The following is a 17336-nucleotide window of genomic DNA, read 5'->3' on the forward strand; positions in this document are numbered from 1 at the left end:
CGTCGCGGGGTGGAGACGGACAGATAGCGTCAGGTATGCGTGTCCGGGCTGCGACGACCGCGCCCAGGTCGTGGTCGGTGCCGCGATCGGCGGATGGGACTTCACCGCGCTCCCCCAGCGCCGAACCGCACGGAAGATCACTGGGCGCGCAGCACGCCCCACAGCGGCAGCTGTTCGAAGAACTCGACGGCTTCGTCCCGCCACCGCCCCCGCCAGTTGGCCGCGACGGCGGCCGCCTCCTGGGCACAGCGGCGGATCTCGGCGAGCAGCTCGTTGTCGACGCCGTGGCGCCGGGCGATGTCCTGAATCCGTTCGACGGTCTGCGGTAGGCAGCCGGGGCCGGCGAGCGCCGACTCCACGACCGCCCGCTCCGCACCGCTCGTCGCTGCCAGCAGCGCACACACCGCGTAGCTTCGGCGGCCCTCGCGAAGATCCGATCCAGCCGGCTTGCCGACCGTGCCTGCGTCCACGAACAGGTCGAGGTAGTCGTCGCGCATCTGCCCGCTCACCCCGAGCAGTCGCGCGTACCGGGCCAGTTCGTTCTCATGGGCCGCCGGGTCCGCGCCCGCCGCGAGCAGACCCAGCTGCAACGGGGCCAGCACCGAGTACCGGGCGCTCTTGTACTCGGACACGGTGTCCAGCACCTCGCGGTCGGGCATCGGGCCGAAGTCACGCTCTAGATCGAGGAATTGCCCGCGGACCGTGTCCGCCCCCGCCGTCGCCTGTACGGCCGCCATCGCCTGCCGCAGCTCGCGGGGAACCGGCGCGGTCAGCAGCACCTGGACCGACAGAAACGCGGCCAAGTCCCCGGCCAGGACGGCCAGACCCAACGCCGTCTGCGGACGGCCAGGGAACCGCTCGCGGTAGGCGTAGTACACCGACGGCGCCCCCCGGCGTACCGGGGAGTCGTCGATGATGTCGTCGTGGATCAGCCCGTGCGTCTGCAGCAACTCAATGCTGAGCGCGGCCTCGTCCAGCCCGGGCACGGCATCGGGAGCCACCAGGCGCGCCGCCTCGTACAGCAGCGCGACCCGTAGCCGCTTCCCGCCCCGCAGCGACATGTCCCGTACCAGCTCCAGCGCCTCGGGCACGAACGAATTGCCCGGCGGCCCCTGCTCGGCGACCGAGTCGAAGTAGTTCGCGAACAACCCGTTGAAGCGGTCCCGGTATCCGGCGAGCCGCTCGTGTACACCGGCCCCGTTGTCAGCAGTCATTGATCTCCCTGGAACCCCGTAAAACTGGACGGCCGTCGACAGACACCGCCAGCTCGCATTCAACACCACCAGATCAACTCCGCGTAGCGGCCAGGGCGAACATGCGGGAGCCGTGACTGCGCCCCAACCACCACCCGACTACCGATGGGACAGCCGTCCCACCACGCGCCGCCTCAGGTGATCCATTTGCCGGTCGGTCTCAGTGTCCGAGTTGGCCCGTGAGTGACCGAGTCGACCCGAGTCAGCGTCAGGGTTGGCGCGTCGCGACCGGCTGGAGCTCCTTCCATGCCGGGTAGTGGGTGTAGCCCGCGGCGCCGTGACCGTACAGCTCTGGTTGGTCGATGTGCGTGTTCAGCGGCAGGCCGCCTGCGAAGCGGTGCGGCAGGTCGGGGTTGCTGATGAACAGGCGCCCGTACGAGACCAGGTCTGCGCGCCCCGATGCGAGCACCGCCTCACCGGCCGCGCGGGTGGTCGGGGCGCGGTTCTCGCCGACGTTGGCGATAAGTGTGCCGTGCCAGCGCGGGCGCAGGTCGGCGAGGGCGGGGTAACGGTCGTCGTCGGTGAGGTGGAGGTAGGCCAGGCCGAGGCCGTCGAGGCGGGCGAGGAGCGCACGATAGACCGGGGCCGGGTCGGCCTCTTCCATGCCGAATTGGGGGTTGCCCGGCGAGAGGCGCAGGCCGAGCCGGCCGGCGCCGACCCCGTCAGCGACGGCCTGTACCAGTTCCAGCGGGAAGCGGATGCGGCCGGGGATGTCGCCGCCGTAGGCGTCGGTGCGCAGATTGGTGTTGTCGGCCAGGAACTGGTGGATGAGGTAGCTGTTCGCGCCGTGCAGTTCGACGCCGTCGAAGCCGGCCCGGATCGCGTTGCGGGCGGCGGCGACGTGGTCGGCGATGGCCGTGCGGATGTCGTCGTGCGTCATCGCACGCGGTATGACCGGGTCTGCCTTGCCGTCCTTCACGTGTACGGGCCCGGGGACGGCGGAGGGACCGGCCGGGATGTCGCCGAGGATGCGGGAGCGTGGGTGTCCCTGACGGCCGCCGTGCATCAGCTGGGCGAAGATCCGACCGCCGGCGTCGTGCACTGCCTCGGTGACGTGCTTCCAGGCAGACACGTGCCGTTCGGCCTCCAGGCCCGGGATGCGCCAGCCGCTCTGGCCGCGGAGGCCGGGCCAGATGCCCTCGGTGACGATGAGGCCGGCGCTGGCCCTCTGGCGGTAGTAGTCGGCGACGATCGGTAGCGGGGTGCCGTCCTCTTCGGCGCAGAAGCGCGTCATGGGGGCCATCACGATGCGGTTGGAGAGGGTCAGATCCGCTGAGGTGAAGGGCGTCAGGAGCTTCATCATGCGCAAACCGTAGAATCTGACACTTCTGTCAAGTTCAAGTCCGCGAGGGGAGATGTGTGATGCGGATCGGTGAATTGGCCCGCCGCACCGGCGTGAGCGAGCGGTCGCTGCGCTACTACGAACAGCAGGGATTGCTCGGGTCCGAGCGGACGCCCGGCGGCCACCGGGGCTATCCGGAGCGCGCCGTGGACCGGGTCATCCGCATCCAGGAGCTGTTCGCCGCCGGCCTGTGCAGCCAGAAGATCGCCCAACTGCTGCCCTGCATACGTGACCACGACGGCGGCCCAGCGGTCACCGCCACACCGTGGCTGGTGCAGGAACTGCGGGCTGAACGCGAGCGCATCAATCGCACCATCGCGAACCTGCGCCGCTCGCAAGGCACCCTCGACGAGGTCATCGACGCCGCCTCACGCCCATGACATCGGTGACCGACGGCCTCGCGGGTACCCCCTCACCTCGGCAGTAGCGGCCCATACGGCGGACACAAGCTGCCCGCCGCCCACCGCATCACTGGCTGCCGGCGTTCGGCCTTGCACGATGTAGGCGTCCCGGATACTGATCGAACGAGTGGAGAGTGCTCCTGACTTGGGAAGATGGGGCCTGTCCAAGGCTCCGTCCACCGCGGGAAAGAAGTCACTTACCGGATGAGGCGTGTTGCTCCGTTTCCGCGTGTTCGTGTTCAGGCCGGGGCGTCGGCGGTGGCCTCGCAGGCAGGCGAAATGTTGCTGGTCGAGATGGTCCGCAAGACGGGGTACCCGGCTGTTCAGGAGGGGACGGGCTCCTGGTCCGCATGGTCGAAGGGCGGATAGCTCTCGCCGCCCATCCGCTCTGCCGCAGCAATGTAGTTGGCTAGAGCGTCGCGGGATTGAGCGAGGCTGTCCATCCGATCGTCCAGTCGCTGCAGCCGTGACCGCATCGCAGCGACCACCTCGGGACACCCGGGCAACTGCGGGGCCTCGCCGACCGCACAGGGCAGTACGTACGCGATGTCCTCGGAGGACAAACCGGCACCAAGCAGATGCCGGATCTGCCTGACCCGCAGCACGGCGTTCTCGTCGTATTCGCGGTAGCCGTTCGTGCCGCGGTCCGCCTCCAGCAGGCCCTGGGCCTCGTAGTAGCGCAACTGATGGGTGTTGACGCCCGTCCGGCGCCCCAGCTCCCCGATCCGCATCAAGACCTCGCTTGACCTTCACACCGGTATCAACGTTGACGATACTGGCATGAACAACGCAACCGAAACACCTGTGACCCTCATCGGCCTGGGACGGATGGGCCAGGCACTCGCCAGCGCGTTCCTCAAAGCCGGGCATCCCACCACCGTACGGCCTCCAAGGCCGACCAGTTGGTGGCCGAGGGTGCCCTGCTGGCGCCAACGGTGGGCGACGCGCTCAAGGCGGGTTCCCTGACGATCGTCTGCGTCACCGACTACCAGGCCATGCACGGTCTGCTCGGGGCGGACGATATCGAGCTGGACGGCATGACGTTGGTGAACCTGACCTCGGGTGACTCGGCCCAGGCCCGGGAGGCCGCCCAATGGGCCGAGCAGCGCGGCGCCCGTTACCTGGACGGCGCCATCATGGCGCCCCCGCCGGCGATCGGAACCGCTGACGCGACGATTCTGCACAGCGGGCCGCAGGCGGACTTCGAGGCGCACAAGACAACACTCGACGCGCTCGGCACTGTCACCTACCTTGGTGCGGATCACGGGCTGGCGTCCCTGTACGACGTGGCGGGTCTGGCCATGATGTGGAGCGTCCTGAACGCTTGGCTCCAGGGCGCGGCCCTGCTCAGGACGGCCGGTGTGGACGCCGTGACGTATGCGCCATTCGCGCAGCAGATGGCCACCAGGGTGGCCGCATGGTTGCCGGGGCATGCCGAACAGATCGACAGCAGCTCCTTCCCTGCCAAGGTGGCGTCCCTGGAGACCCATGTCCGGTCGATGGCACACCTGATCGAGGAGAGCGAGGCGGTGGGTGTCAATGCCGAACTGCCGAAGTTGATCAAGGCGATGGCCGACCGGGCGGTCGCCGCCGGACACGGCGGGGAGCAGTATGCCGTGCTGATCGAAGAGTTCAGCCAACCCCGTAACGACTGACCGATCCCCACGCCGGGCTCTGGCCTCGGGCTTTTGGGGCTGCCCGGATCGCGATCACGAACGCGGAAACCGCCTCTGAACAGCGAGAATGAGGACCGTTCCGGGGGTCCGAAGGGTCTCCAGCGTTCGCAAAGCGCTTCGAGGCCCGACAGGCGGCCAGGTAGTCCAGTTTGGACACCACCTGCTGCCGCCACGCGTCGGGCAGTTCTTCCAGGAGGGTCTCGAAGCGGGTCTGCCAGACTGCTACCTACGCTGCCTGTACCCGCTCCGCCTCACCTTCCTCCGCGGCCTCCAGCACAGCGCGGGTTCGGTCGAGTCGCTCGGATTCCGCCTGTTCGCGCGGGACTTCGCTGCGGCTGAGCAACCGGGCCGCAGCGACCCCGACCCCGTGCCAGACGTCCGTCCCCGCAGCCTGCACGATCGCACCGCCCCAGGCGGCCGCAGCTGCGGTGAGCACCTCGGTCAACCTGGCTACCTCCATAGTGGAGGAACTGAGCCGACAGCCCGAAGCATGGCATGGACAGGCTCTCGTGGTCCGGGAGTTCGGGCACAGCCATCACCGTGGGCCGGGAACACATCAAGGCAGGGTGGTCGCCGCAGGGGCGCAGGGCACGGTTCCGCACGATGCCCAGACCGCGCTTCCCACCGTTGTCAACAGTCATGCAGTGCGGCTCTGATCAACGTTTCGGGATGCCTCAGGCCGGCGGTGACGGCGTCGAGCCCATCGAGTATGTGATCAGCGCTCTTGTTGGAACCGGTTCCGAAGATGCCGATGCAGTAGCGGAAACGACTGCCCTCCTGGGGACATGGAAGAGAGCGAGGGTCAACGCAGCACGACTCATCCTGCGGTCCGAGTCCGACCGCTCCGTTGTGGTCGCACCTGGTCCCCCGGGGAGCTTGCTCCACCCGGAGCCCGTTGACGGCGCTAGTCCGGAACGGGTCGACGCCGGCCAAGGAGACGGTCGAAAAGTCGGTGCATGCCTGTGGCGGGAACTGTTCGGATGTCCTCAGTTCATCAACTCGGGCGTGAAGTAGTCGCGCAATCGAGCGATCTTCCCGTCGCGGATGCGAAAGATCTGTACCAGCGAGACGACAACGTCGTCTCCGTCCCCGTCGAATACCGTGTCGATCTCGGCGATGAACACGTCGGGATCGGAGGTGGTGTGCAGCACGTACCCGGACTTCTCAAGGTTCGGCGAGCGGTCCCCCCTCACCTGTCGCTCGTAGTACGCCGCCATCGCGCTACGGATCTCGTCACGACCCACCAGCCTCCTGACCAGGTGAAACACCTCGCGGGCAGCGTAGCGTTTGAGGCATCGGACAATTTCACGCCGGGTTTTGCCCTGCTTGAGTCGGCGCTCAAAGTAGTCCCGGGTACGCGGTTCGACTCTCAGGCGGGTCTGCACGATCCGGTGCAGGGCCGCGTTGGCCTGCCGGTCGCCGCCGCGGTTGAGGCGACGGTACTGGCGAGTGCCCGAGGACCGCTCGACGGGGCTGACCCCGCACAGCGCGGCAAACGATGCTTCACTGCTCAGACGCTCCGGGTTGTCCCCCATCGTGATCAGCAGCGTCACGGCCGTGTCCGGACCGATGCCCACCACAGCGAGCAGCTGCGGGACGTGGCGTTCCGCGAGCCGGGCCAAACGGTGCTCCACGTCCTGGATCTGCTCGGTGAGCTGCTCGATCCGGTGAGCCAGCAAGCGCAGGGTCGTGCGGGTGGCCTGCAGCACCGTCTCCTCCTCGCCCTCCTCGTTCTTGCTCTCGTCAGCGAAGCGTGCACAGGCACGGAAGAGGTCCGGGTTGTTCAGCCCGACCAGCTCTTCCCGCAGGGCCGGATCAGCGGTGATGAGGACAGCCTTGAGCTGGTTGATCGCCTGGGTGCGGGCCTTGACTGCCGACCCTTTGGTGAGTTTGTACATCCGGGCGATCTGCACAGGTCCGTCGCCTGATTTGGCGCGGGCACGTGCCCGCCCGCTCAGCACCGCCCGGGCGGCGTTCTGGGCATCCAAGGGGTCCGACTTGCCACGGAGGCGGCGGTCGGTCCGGTCCGGCCGGTTCACCTCGAACACTTCCACGCCCTGGGTCAGCAAGTAGCGGGACAGAGCGGCTCCGAAGGACCCGGTCCCCTCTACCCCGGCCCGCCGCACCGTGCCCAAGGCGCCGGCCCACGCCAGTAGTCCGCGGTATCCGGCTGCGCTGGCCGGGAACTCTTCGGTGCCGAACACTGCCCCGAGCGGGGAGAGCACGGCAGCCACGTGAGTGTCCCGGTGCGTGTCCACCCCCAGAATCACCTCCCCGGTTGGCCGACGTCGGCGGGCTCGCGGGGCAGGAGACGTACTGGACGTGGTTCGTCTGGGCATGCCCGTGCACCTTCCGGTCCGATGGCTCATCGCGTTGCCGGCACCGGGCCGCGTCGGGCGGTCAGAATTGTGATGACGCCTGATTGATCGGCAAGCCCCTATCGAGACACACCTCGCCGCCCGGTACTGGCAACGCACCATCCCCGGCCAACAGTCGACACTGTGTGATACGGACACTCCGGTCAAACGTCTCATGAGTCAGACCCCGGACCCGGGACAGCGCCCACCGAGTCTCCTGCCCAACACGACGCATCAAAAGCTGTGTTCAATCCCGACCGCCGGCGGCGGCCATCCGACAACTGGCGACCGCTGGCGACAGCGACTGCACGCAGTAGAGACAAAATGGCGGCCGTCAGATCGCAAGGCTCCTGTCGCCGCTGCGCGCAAGGCTCAGGAATCCGGTCAGGTGCTGCGGATGATGAGGGGGTGGCGGCCTGTCCGACGGGTCGCTGTCCTCCGACATGGAACCTGGAGCGCGTGCCATCGAACTTGGACTGGCTCCTCACTGCTTCGACCAGGTCGGCCTTCCTCACCACCTAGATGTGCGACTGACGTACGCCACCAAAAGCGCCGAAGACTCCGGCACCGTAGAACGCTCCCTCGTCTGCGCCCCCTGCGGCGGACGCGGCTACCTGCGCGGCCCCGACGGCTTGCGCGACCTGTGCGCCAACTGCGAAGGCACCGGACGGGCCGAACCCTTCCCCAACCTCCGCGTGCGGCGCCCCGTCCGCCAGATGATCCACACCGCCTGGGCGCTCGGCCACCTCCCGGAATTCACGGACCTCAAGCTCTGGAAGTGGACCCACATGCCCGGATTCCGCGGCCACTTCTCCACCAAATCCCGCCGCTACTCCACCACCCTCGATGCCCTACGCGATGTACGAAGCGATCCGTCCGCTGGAAGCGGAGGGCGTCGAGGAGCTCAGCATGCGCAAGCTCGGCACCCGCCTGGGCACGGCTGCCACCTCCCTGCACCGGCACGTGGCCAACAAGGACGAGCTGATCGAGCTGGTCGTGGACGACGTCTACGGCGAACCGGACGTACCGACCGTCGTCGACGGGACACGGTGGCGGGCGGCCGTCACCCACGCCGCCACCGAACTGCGGGCAATGACCCTGCGCCACCCGTGGATCGCCCCCGAACTGGGCCAGGTCGGCCTCGTCCACCTCGGCCCGAACGCCATGCGGATGTCGTCGGCGCTGCTCGCCCAGTTGACCATCGCGGAACCGGCTGAGTGGGAGGACTTGTTCACCCGTGATGTCAACGAGCACGAGGGGCAGTTCGTCCGACCCGCCGACACCGGGGGGGCAGTCGTGGTGGTTCTCCGCGCCTGTACAGGCGCGAGAGGGCACCAACCGCATCAGCCGCACCATCTCTGATTTGCGAAAATGGAGGATGAAAAGGGTTCACTGCCCGCGCTCACCAGACGGGGTGGCTGCGAACTTGGCTGTTTTTCGGAGCAGGTATACGGACGTGATCGTCACCCATCCGAAGGTGGGTGCAGCGTGAAGGATGAAGCTGTACGCGCCGCCTGCCGACCAGTGCCCGCCGTTGATGAACACACTGCCGAGAGCGATGAAGTTGGCCAGGGCGGCAACAGCCGCACCCCAGAGCCCTAGAGCGCGCGGAAGGATGGGATTCCTGCGGTTGGCGACGATGACGGCGATCCACATCATCACCAGCGGGACCAGGGACGAATTGTAGGCCACGTCCATGGTGTCCCAGATGAATGTGATGAACCTCAGATCCGCCGGCTTGGTCCCAAAGCCACGCTCAAACATGGCGGTGGCACCGAAGAAGCCCATAACGATGACTGACACCCCGGTGGTGAGCACCATACAAGCGACCATGGTGAGTCCACTTGCTGTGACGCGGCCTGCTTGTCGCATGTACGCGACAGCCAAGTGAATGACGAACACCAGCATGGTTCCCAGGGCTACACCCCATAGCAGTGGATCCACTTCGCCAGTATGGTTCCGGAGGACATAGTCGATGTACAATTGCGCGTTTAGACTGTTTTCAGGGTAAGGAAATGTCCCAAGAGCGATGATGAATACGGTGAGCGCGAACGGGCATAGTCCGAAGAATGCGGCAGCCCGCAGATGTGTGCGCTCGATCGCCCAGGACGCAGACGGGGAAGTCGGGTCGGTAGCGTTGGATGTCACGCGCGTCACCTCTTTCGAATAGAATTAATCTGGGTGTTCTCGCTAATTCGTCGACCGTGATCGTGACGGAACCAGCCATTCGATCCGGGTGGAATACCGGCCGCGCCAGCCGCCGCTACCGCCGGTGTCCTGGTGCGGGTCGACGTCCAAACCGTTTCTCATCGCCAGCCGGAATTGGTTGCAGAAGGCGACGCCCTTGTCGACCGTGCGCGCGTCGCAGCAACTGCCACATCAGGTCCGGTTCACGCGCCACGTCCGCGGTCCGCGGCCCGAATCCGGTTTCCATCAGGTCCCCGTGCTTGGGTGGGGATGCCAGGAATTGGTCGACCTCCGGATTCACGCTCGACCGGAATCCAAGGTCGAATCGTGTCCTGGCGTACCCCGGAGTGTTCTGCTCCACATTGCTCTCCTTCCTCACGGCTGCATGTCAGGAGGCTGCTCAGCGCCACCGCGCGGTGGCGTGACCTCGGGTCAGGGGCAGCGTTTCCGCACACGCAGCCGCAGGGAGTGTGGCCGCAGGCAGGCGCGAGGAAGTGGCCGGACCTCGAGGCCCGGGACGGTGACCAAGCGACAGCGGCCCACGATGGCCACCAGGACCAAGGTGGCGGTGAGCATGGCGATGTCGTCGCCGATGCACTTGCGGGCGCCGCCACCGAAGGGGGTGAACGCGCCGCGGGGCAGGTCGGCTTGGCCTGGCAGCCACCGGTCGGGATCGAACTGATCGGGGTTGGCAAACAGGTCGGCCCGGTGGTGAATCAGGTACTGGTTGAGCAGCAGGATGGTGCCGGCGGGCACCGCGTGCCCGGCCAGCTGGGTGTCGCGGGTGACGTGCCGGGTCTCCAGCCACACTGGTGGGTAGATACGCAGGGCTTCGGTGAGGACCTGGCGGGTGTAGTTCAGGCGGGGGATGTCGGCGTGGGTGGCGGCGCGTCCGCCCAGCACGGTATCGACCTCGGCGTGCAGGCGCTGTTCCACTTCGGGGTGGCTGGCCAGCAGGTGCAGGGTCCAGGCCAGCAGGGTCGCGGTGGTCTCGGTCCCGGCGCCGAGGAAGGTGATGATCTGATCGCGGATCTCCTGGTCGCTCAACGTGTCGCCCTGGTCGTCGCGCGCAGACATCAGCATCGAGAGCATGTCACCGTGGTCTTCACCACCGCGCTGGTACGCGGCGATGATTCGAAGCGCCAGTTGGTCCAAGCGCGTGATCGCGCGGTCCAGTTGACGGTTGCCCGGAGTGGGAATCCACCGCAGGGTCGCCGGGATGAGCATCCGTCGGAAGATCCCGCGGACCACCGCGGTCAGGCAACGATGAACATCGCGGACCTCCTCGCGGGTGAGGGTGGCGCCGAACAAGATCTGGGCGGTGATCTGGGCGGTGGTCTCGTTCATCGACGCCACGGCGTCGATCACTTGACCGTCGCGCCATGACCGCGAGACCTCGCCGGCCTGCGTGCTGATCGTGGTGGCGTAGCCGGTCAGGCGATCTGGGGCGAACGCCGGGTGCACCAGTCGCCGTTGGCGCCGATGGTCTTGATGTTCACAGGTTGTCAGGCCGTTTCCCGTCACTCGTCGCATCTGCTCGAAAAATGCACCGCCTTTGTCGAAGAGTTTCCCGTCGCGGAGCACCTGGTGCATCAGATCCGGGTGGCACACCACCAACACCCGGACAGTCCCGAGCCTGATTTCGACGAGGTCGCCGTGGGCGGGCAGTGAGGTGAGGAACTCCAGTGGCCGCCGCCCCAACGACACCAGGTGGCCCACCACGGGGATTCGCCCCGGGGCGACCGGTGGCGTCATGATCATTGCTTGCCCTTCACTGATGGCGCTCGTGATCGGGTCACGCTCCTGGAGTGATATGCACCTGGGCGGCGTTGTCGCAGGGCGATGGTCAGCTCCTCTACCGCGCCCAGGTTCGGGTCCAGATGCCCGCCGCTCGCGCACACGGTCTCGATGAGGGACGCACGGATCTGACCGGCCAGAGCGGGCAGGTCCTGCCTGGGCAGGGCGCGCAGCGCCTTCGGACTGGTGATGCGGGTCAGCAGGGGGAACTGCTCTTCAAGGACCACGCACCGGCAGGAGCCGGGGTACTGGAATTACTGGAAGCAGCACTGGGTGAGGTGGTCATGGTGTCGTCGCGGCGGTGGGCGGGGCGAAGGCGAGAGTCTCGGTGGCGGTGGTGTGTCCGGTGGCGGTGGTGTGTTCGGTGACGGTGACCGGTCCCAGGCCCCCAAAGCCGTGATGACGTCCTGCACCAGGGCGGGCGGCGCGGACGTCCCGGCCGAACAGCCTGACCGTTGAGGCTTTCTCGATCCGGTGCGGGCGGATACCGGCCGCGTTCTACGGCGAGAGAGATGCCCGTCCAGCGCGAACCGGCAAACCGCCGGTGCGCATCCCGAAGGAGCACTGGGGCGCACACGGCACACAACCGGTTCACCACACATAGCACAGGCTGAGTACGCGCTCCACCTGCGTTCCTTCACGCCCCGATGCACCCTCGGGAGCGCTGCGCCGAGACTTCTGTCATCTGCTCAAGGACGACACTGTCGCCTCAGCGGAGACCCGGCAGAAGGCAGCCACACTCCGGGACGACGATGTTCACGGCCACACAGTCAACGAGCAGGTGCAGTTGTGGTTCAAGCCTTCTTCGCCCATGGCCTGTGCCGCCCGACTCCCGTGGCTGGGCACCGCATACGTGGGCGATGTGCACCGGCCTGCTGTGGTCGGTGAATTCCGTGTCCGCAAGCCGTGCTTGGGTGTTTGGTTGGCTGCCAACCGTGTCGCTGCTGGCGCGGTGGGCGCCAAGACTTTCCTCGTCCCCTGTCGCCGGCGAGCTCGTACCTCACCGGGACACCTGGCCCGTCGGTACCGCCCTCGCCCGGCATCTGGCCGTTGCCCGCGACGGGCGCTGTACCTGGGGCTCGGAGGCGGGCTGCGCGGCGTGGTGGGGAGGGGCCGCCCAGACTGGGACAAAGCCATCGTGCGCTCCTCCGGTTGAACTGCCCGTTCACCAGGGAGCCTTGCGCGATGGCCTGTCCTTGTTGCGGGAGCAGTCACCGGCATCAGATGCACTCCCGGGGCAGACACCCACGCGTTCCCGGCCCTTACCCGGCTACCCCACTCGGCGGGACACCATCGCCGCGGCCGCGGCCAGCACAACCACCAGGGTCCCAGGAATAGATCTTCCATTCGCACAAGGGGCGCGAGGAGTGTGAGAGTGCTCGCCGTAGGCTCAGTGGCACGTGCAGCGACGGATCAAGTGCGCCGTATGCCCCCCACACGCCGATCGAACGCGCGCCCCTTGTTTGCAGGTTGATCCCAAGTGGCAATTCTCTGTGCAGGCCGCGCGCTATGGCAGGCGGGGTCCGATATCCGATCATCCCGTTACGGCAGCTTCTCCTGACGGCGTCGATGGAGCGGCACCAAGCCAAAGCGCCAACCCTGCACTGAGGACGAACAGCGGATAACAGCGACGCGGCATCCCGGCCGGAAATTGCCGGGTCTGCTGGCGGCGCGGCTGCCTGGCGCAGCGGGGCCGAACGTCGTCCGGGCCCGGATCGTTTCGTATGCGAAAGCGATACGCCTACGCGGCATGACCGATCACCTCTGCCGGGAACCGCTGTCGCGTGTACGGCACCGGCGCCTCGGTCTCCACCGGCAGTCCGCCCGCGATGACCTCTACCAAGAACATCGCACCTACCGTCGAGAGCCGGCCAACGCCCACTGTCCGCACCTACTGTGAGGACCACATGACGGGAGCCTTTTCCCTGCCCGCCAACCAGGCCGTGATGAGGCACGATGGTCGATCGACTGACCCTGTAGGGAACCATGCAGTAGTCCTCGGCGCCGGCATTGGCGGTCTGCTGGCGGCCCGGGTCCTGTCCGGCTGCTTCGACCGTGTCACCGTAGTGGAGCGCGATGGCGGTGATGGGTTCGGTGCTCGGCGTGGCGTACCACAGGGGCGACATCTGCACGCGCTCCCTCTGAAGACCTCACAGCTGCTGGAGGAGCTCTTTCCCGGACTGCATGCGGAATATCTTGCCGACGGGGCCGTAACAGCCTCCATGCGAACCCAGTACCGTATCGACCTTCACGGCCACACTCTGCACAGGCCGTCCACGAACCAGGACACCATCCTGGCCAGCCGGCCGTTGCTGGAACACCGCATCAAGGAACGCGTCCGAGATCTGCCCGGCGTCACCCTGCGCACCGGCCTGGAAGCCACTGGCCTGATCGCTCCCGCCGCCACCCGGGTCATCGGAGTGGTCATTACACCCAAGGGGAGCCGACGGACCGAGTCTCTTCGTGCAGACCTGGTCGTTGATGCGACCGGACGCAGTGCCCGCTCCTTGATCTGGCTGCGAGAGTTGGGGTATTCGCGGCCACCCGAACAACGTGTGGGCATCTCACTCGCCTACGCGACCCAAGTACTGCGCCTTCCGGTAGATGCCTGCGGCGGCGACCGAGTGATCGCCGTTATCCCCCATCCGGCTCGGCCCCAGGGGGTCTATTTGGTTGCGAGAGAGGACAACTGCTGGTCACTCACAGCTGTCGGTTACGGCTCTTCCCGCCCCTCCAGCACCCCTGGGCGGTTCTACGACCTGGTGCACTCGCTTCTGCCTGCAGATGTAGGTTCGGCTCTGGGCGCGGCTGAGCCGGTCGGCGACATCCACCTCATGCAGATCCCGCACGTCTTCCGGCGCCGATTTGACCGCCTGTCCCGCTTCCCGGCAGGGCTGCTGGTGATCGGGGACGCGCTCTGCAGCGCCAACCCCGTTTACGCGGGCGGGATCGGGGCTGCGGCATCCCAGGCAATCCTTCTGGACCGCCATGTACGTCGCGGCCTCGACGGCCTCCAGCGCCGCTTCTTCCGCGACACCGCCCGCGCGCTCGCCGGTCCCTGGTGGTTCACCGCCGTCTCCGACCTGTCCATGCCCGGCGTGAGCGGTCCTCGGATTCCCGGAAAACGACTGGCCGACTGGTATCTGTCACGCCTGGCCGAAGCGGCCGCGCACGACGCTGAACTGACCTCAGCTTTTCTCCAGGTTGCCAGCCTGCTGAGCCCCCCGAGCAGACTGGCTCACCCTGCCATCGTCGCCAAGGTCCTCAAGCCTGCTCGCGGCAAGAAGTAGTTCTCAGGGGTGTGTCAGGTTTTTGGTTTGTGGTGTCAGAGCGACTGGGTGCCGCACCCGTGCGGCACCGCACGACGAGAGGAAGTCATCATGGACGCGATCGAGGCCCGTACCCGGTTCTCGGAGCTGCGCAAGCAGGAGGGCCAGGTCTCGGCCGCCGAACTCGACGAGATCTGGGCCGCGCTGGACACTGTCCGGCCCGAGGAGATTCTCGGCGAGTGGAAAGGCAGCGAGTTCCACACCGGGCACCCCCTGAACGGCCAGCACGCTCAGGTGGGGTGGTACGGCAAGACGTTCGTGAGTGTGAGGGACGCGAAGCCGGCGATCTGCCGGAGCGAAAGTGGCGAGCTGTACTCCAACATCGAGCTCGGCAAGGGCGAGGCCAGCCTGTGGAGCGTCGAATTCCGCGGTGAGGTCACCGCGGCGATGATCTACGACGGGATGCCGGCCTTGGATCACCTCAAGCGGGTCGACGACACCACCCTCATGGCGATCATGAACGGCAAGGAAGTCCCCGAGGACGGCCCCTTCTTCTACTTCACCCTCGAGCGCACCGCCTGACAGCAGCCCCAGGACGTCGCAGGAAGGATTTCGTCATGCGTATCCGAGCCGCCGTCACCGAATCCCAGGGCGGACCGTTCGTCGTACGGGACATGGACCTCGAAGCCCCGCGGCCGCACGAGGTGCTGGTCAGGATCACCGCGGCCGGTCTGTGCCACACCGACCTCAGTTCCCAGGCCGCCTGGCCCCAGCAGCTGACACCCATGGTCTTCGGCCACGAGGGCGCCGGCGTGGTCGAGGCGGTGGGCACGGACGTGACCGGCCTCGCCCCGGGCGATCATGTGTGCCTCACCTTCCACAGTTGCGGTGCATGCGAGCAGTGCGCGGCAGACCAACCGGCCTACTGCCACAGCCTGCAGACCCTGAACCTCTCCGGCGGGCGCCACGACGGCACCACCCCGCTGTCCCTCGACGGCGCCCCCGTCCACGGCGGATTCTTCGGCCAGTCCAGCTTCGCCACGTACGCCATCGCCCACCAGCGCAACACGATCCGGGTTCCCGCCGACCTGCCCGCCACCGTCGCCGCACCGCTGGGCTGCGGGGTGCAGACGGGAGCGGGCACCGTACTCAACCGTCTGCGTCCCGAGCCGGGCCAGTCGCTGGTCGTCATCGGTGCCGGCGGGGTCGGACTCAGCGCCCTGATGGCCGCGGTCGCCGCGGACTGCGCCCCGGTCCTCGCCATCGACCCGGTCGCCTCCCGGCGTGCCCTGGCCATGGAACTCGGGGCCAAAGCCGCCCTGGACCCGACATCGGGCGACGACCTCGTCGCCACCGTGCTGCACCTCACCGACGGCGGGGCACACCACATCGTGGACACCACCAGCCGGCCCGAGATGCTCAGGCAAGCCGTCGGCGCGCTGCGCCCCAGGGGCGGCCTCGCCCTCGTCGGCCACGGCACCGAAGTCACCTTCGACATCATGAGCCTGATCCTCAAGGGCATCCGCATCCACGCAGTGATCGAGGGTGACTCGGATCCCGGCCGCTTCATCCCACAGCTGGTCGACCTCCACCAACGCGGCCTCTTCCCGGTCGACCGTCTCATCACCACCTTCCCCTTCGAGAACATCGGCGACGCGGTGGCCGGCATGCAGGACGGCACCGCCGTCAAACCGGTCCTCACCTTCGAATAGGCGAACAGCGCGGGCAGCGACCCTGGTTGCCGCGCGGACTCCTCCTGTCCGGGCGATAACTACGGGACCCGACGCCACAGGTGAACCTCCGGTGGGTCACAGGCCGATGAGGGCGAGACGCCCAGGTTCGAGCGCGAGATCGCCCGCAGCGTCGCCGGGGCACAGGCTGTGGAGCCCCTCCCCGACGAAGCCCTCCGACTCACCAGGCACCTCCCCCTCCGCAGGCAGGTGACAACCATGAACGCGCCCTCCCCGCCGGCCCGGCCCCTCGGCCTTGCAGACATCCCCGCCCGCGTCAACGCTGTCCTGTACGCCTTCCTCCAAGCCAAGGCCGAAACCGCCGACCGGCAGCACATGCCCGCCGATGTCCCGCAGGCGTTGCGGAGGTTCCTGGACGGCGGCGGCAAGCGGCTGCGTCCCCTGCTGTGCGTGCTCGGCCACCAGGCCGCCGAAGGCCACGGTGACGACACCGCGGTGCTGCGCATCGCGGCCGGGCTGGAGATGTTCCATGCCTTTGCTCTCATCCACGACGACATCATGGACAACTCCGCCACCCGCCGCGGCCGTCCCACCCTGCACCGCGCTCTGTCCCTGGCACTCAAGGATGACCAGATGGGGACCAGCGCGGCGATCCTGACCGGTGACATGGCCCTGGCCTGGTCGGACGAACTCCTGCACACTGCCGGCCTGACCGAGGCCGGGGACCGGCTGGAGACCATCCTGCCCCTCATCGACACCATGCGCACCGAGGTGATGTACGGCCAGTACCTCGACCTGACCGGACTGTCGCGACCCCTCACCGACCTGGAGGCGGCCTGGCGAGTAATCCGCTACAAGACCGCCAAATACACCTGCGAACGCCCCCTGCACGTCGGCGCAGCCCTGGCCGGAGCTGACACCGTGCTGCTGGCTGCCCTGACCCGCTACGCGCTGCCGCTGGGCGACGCCTTCCAGCTCCGCGACGACCTCCTAGGCGTCTTCGGTAACCCGCAGCACACCGGAAAGTCCGTCCTGGACGACCTGCGTGAGGGAAAGCGCACCGTACTGCTCGCCCTCGCCGCCCAGCACGCCACCCCCACCCAGCAACGCCTCCTCGACGATCTGGTCGGCGACCCACGATTGGAGCCGCAGGGCGCTTCCCGCATCCGTGACGTGCTGGAGGCCACGGGGGCCCGAGCGAGCGTTGAGGCAATGATCACCAGTCGGTACGAGGAGGCTCTCGCTGCGCTCGACGACGCCCGCATTCCCGCGCACGCCACTACCGCACTGCGGCAGATCGCCAACTGGGCCACGGAGCGCACCTCGTGACCGCCCGCAGGGCCTTTGCGGGCATGGGCAACTT

At 67.4% G+C, this 17336-nt stretch carries 13 protein-coding genes and 3 pseudogenes; 8 read left to right on the forward strand and 8 right to left on the reverse strand.

Translation table 11 applies throughout. From position 1 onward, the window contains the following. Positions 1 to 137: 137 nt before the first annotated feature. Complete coding sequence (locus SNA_RS17985; protein ID WP_044365779.1) at positions 138 to 1214, reverse strand: polyprenyl synthetase family protein; 1077 nt, start codon at positions 1212 to 1214, stop codon at positions 138 to 140. 247 nt (positions 1215 to 1461) lie between these two features. After that, entirely contained in the window at positions 1462 to 2556 is a 1095-nt protein-coding gene (locus SNA_RS17990) for an alkene reductase (RefSeq protein ID WP_078969968.1), read from the reverse strand. Positions 2557 to 2615: 59 nt separating this feature from the next. On the opposite strand from SNA_RS17990, the gene SNA_RS17995 reads away from it, so the two are divergent. Then, positions 2616 to 2975, forward strand: coding sequence for a MerR family transcriptional regulator (locus tag SNA_RS17995; RefSeq protein WP_030070493.1), 360 nt, complete (start codon positions 2616 to 2618; stop codon positions 2973 to 2975). Positions 2976 to 3319: 344 nt separating this feature from the next. Here SNA_RS17995 and SNA_RS18000 read toward each other — a convergent pair whose 3' ends face one another. After that, entirely contained in the window at positions 3320 to 3727 is a 408-nt protein-coding gene (locus SNA_RS18000) for a MerR family transcriptional regulator (protein ID WP_030070494.1), read from the reverse strand. Between the two features lie 49 nt (positions 3728 to 3776). Here SNA_RS18000 and SNA_RS18005 point away from each other — a divergent pair. Then, positions 3777 to 4651 (forward strand): annotated as a pseudogene (locus SNA_RS18005) (NAD(P)-dependent oxidoreductase). 247 nt (positions 4652 to 4898) lie between these two features. Here SNA_RS18005 and SNA_RS18010 read toward each other — a convergent pair. After that, on the reverse strand, positions 4899 to 5108 hold the full coding sequence (locus SNA_RS18010; RefSeq protein ID WP_157879965.1) for a hypothetical protein: 210 nt from the start codon (positions 5106 to 5108) through the stop codon (positions 4899 to 4901). An 814-nt stretch (positions 5109 to 5922) separates the two neighbouring features. Beyond that, positions 5923 to 7011: pseudogene (locus SNA_RS18015) on the reverse strand (IS110 family RNA-guided transposase); the annotation flags it as partial. 554 nt (positions 7012 to 7565) lie between these two features. On the opposite strand from SNA_RS18015, the pseudogene SNA_RS44725 reads away from it, so the two are divergent. Next, a pseudogene (locus tag SNA_RS44725) lies at positions 7566 to 7895 on the forward strand (replication initiator); the annotation flags it as partial. Next, positions 7888 to 8391, forward strand: coding sequence for a TetR/AcrR family transcriptional regulator (locus tag SNA_RS18025; RefSeq protein ID WP_420823492.1), 504 nt, complete (start codon positions 7888 to 7890; stop codon positions 8389 to 8391). The pseudogene SNA_RS44725 and the gene SNA_RS18025, both read left to right, overlap by 8 nt. A gap of 27 nt (positions 8392 to 8418) precedes the next feature. Here the strand turns inward: SNA_RS18025 and SNA_RS18030 are convergent, their stop codons facing one another. From SNA_RS18030 to SNA_RS39740, 3 genes are all read right to left on the reverse strand, one after another. Continuing rightward, positions 8419 to 9177, reverse strand: coding sequence for a hypothetical protein (locus SNA_RS18030; RefSeq protein ID WP_157879966.1), 759 nt, complete (start codon positions 9175 to 9177; stop codon positions 8419 to 8421). Between the two features lie 471 nt (positions 9178 to 9648). After that, complete coding sequence (locus tag SNA_RS18035) at positions 9649 to 10977, reverse strand: cytochrome P450 (protein WP_030065444.1); 1329 nt, start codon at positions 10975 to 10977, stop codon at positions 9649 to 9651. Further along, entirely contained in the window at positions 10974 to 11240 is a 267-nt protein-coding gene (locus tag SNA_RS39740; RefSeq protein ID WP_241779703.1) for a 1-deoxy-D-xylulose-5-phosphate synthase N-terminal domain-containing protein, read from the reverse strand. The genes SNA_RS18035 and SNA_RS39740 overlap by 4 nt, the downstream gene beginning before the upstream one ends. 1680 nt (positions 11241 to 12920) lie before the next feature. Here SNA_RS39740 and SNA_RS42440 point away from each other — a divergent pair. The 4 genes from SNA_RS42440 to SNA_RS18055 all read left to right on the forward strand — a co-directional run bounded on the left by SNA_RS42440 (position 12921) and on the right by SNA_RS18055 (position 17302). Further along, complete coding sequence (locus SNA_RS42440) at positions 12921 to 14303, forward strand: NAD(P)/FAD-dependent oxidoreductase (protein ID WP_198535061.1); 1383 nt, start codon at positions 12921 to 12923, stop codon at positions 14301 to 14303. A 90-nt stretch (positions 14304 to 14393) separates the two neighbouring features. Then, positions 14394 to 14864 carry a DUF4334 domain-containing protein gene (locus SNA_RS18045; RefSeq protein WP_030065446.1) on the forward strand — a complete coding sequence of 157 codons (471 nt, stop codon included), beginning with the start codon at positions 14394 to 14396 and terminating at the stop codon, positions 14862 to 14864. 35 nt (positions 14865 to 14899) lie between these two features. After that, positions 14900 to 15994 carry an NAD(P)-dependent alcohol dehydrogenase gene (locus SNA_RS18050; protein ID WP_030065447.1) on the forward strand — a complete coding sequence of 365 codons (1095 nt, stop codon included), beginning with the start codon at positions 14900 to 14902 and terminating at the stop codon, positions 15992 to 15994. A 237-nt stretch (positions 15995 to 16231) separates the two neighbouring features. Then, complete coding sequence (locus SNA_RS18055; protein WP_030065448.1) at positions 16232 to 17302, forward strand: polyprenyl synthetase family protein; 1071 nt, start codon at positions 16232 to 16234, stop codon at positions 17300 to 17302. Positions 17303 to 17336: the final 34 nt, after the last annotated feature.

Source organism: Streptomyces natalensis ATCC 27448 (assembly GCF_000935125.1).
GTDB lineage: Bacteria > Actinomycetota > Actinomycetes > Streptomycetales > Streptomycetaceae > Streptomyces > Streptomyces natalensis.

Coding starts and splice junctions, on each gene's coding strand:
- SNA_RS17985 (WP_044365779.1), bottom strand. CDS start 1,214: ATGACTGCTGACAACGGGGCCGGTGTACACGAGCGGCTCGCCGGATAC.
- SNA_RS17990 (WP_078969968.1), bottom strand. CDS start 2,556: ATGATGAAGCTCCTGACGCCCTTCACCTCAGCGGATCTGACCCTCTCC.
- SNA_RS17995 (WP_030070493.1), top strand. CDS start 2,616: ATGCGGATCGGTGAATTGGCCCGCCGCACCGGCGTGAGCGAGCGGTCG.
- SNA_RS18000 (WP_030070494.1), bottom strand. CDS start 3,727: ATGCGGATCGGGGAGCTGGGGCGCCGGACGGGCGTCAACACCCATCAG.
- SNA_RS18025 (WP_420823492.1), top strand. CDS start 7,888: ATGTACGAAGCGATCCGTCCGCTGGAAGCGGAGGGCGTCGAGGAGCTC.
- SNA_RS18035 (WP_030065444.1), bottom strand. CDS start 10,977: ATGATCATGACGCCACCGGTCGCCCCGGGGCGAATCCCCGTGGTGGGC.
- SNA_RS42440 (WP_198535061.1), top strand. CDS start 12,921: ATGACGGGAGCCTTTTCCCTGCCCGCCAACCAGGCCGTGATGAGGCAC.
- SNA_RS18045 (WP_030065446.1), top strand. CDS start 14,394: ATGGACGCGATCGAGGCCCGTACCCGGTTCTCGGAGCTGCGCAAGCAG.
- SNA_RS18050 (WP_030065447.1), top strand. CDS start 14,900: ATGCGTATCCGAGCCGCCGTCACCGAATCCCAGGGCGGACCGTTCGTC.
- SNA_RS18055 (WP_030065448.1), top strand. CDS start 16,232: ATGAACGCGCCCTCCCCGCCGGCCCGGCCCCTCGGCCTTGCAGACATC.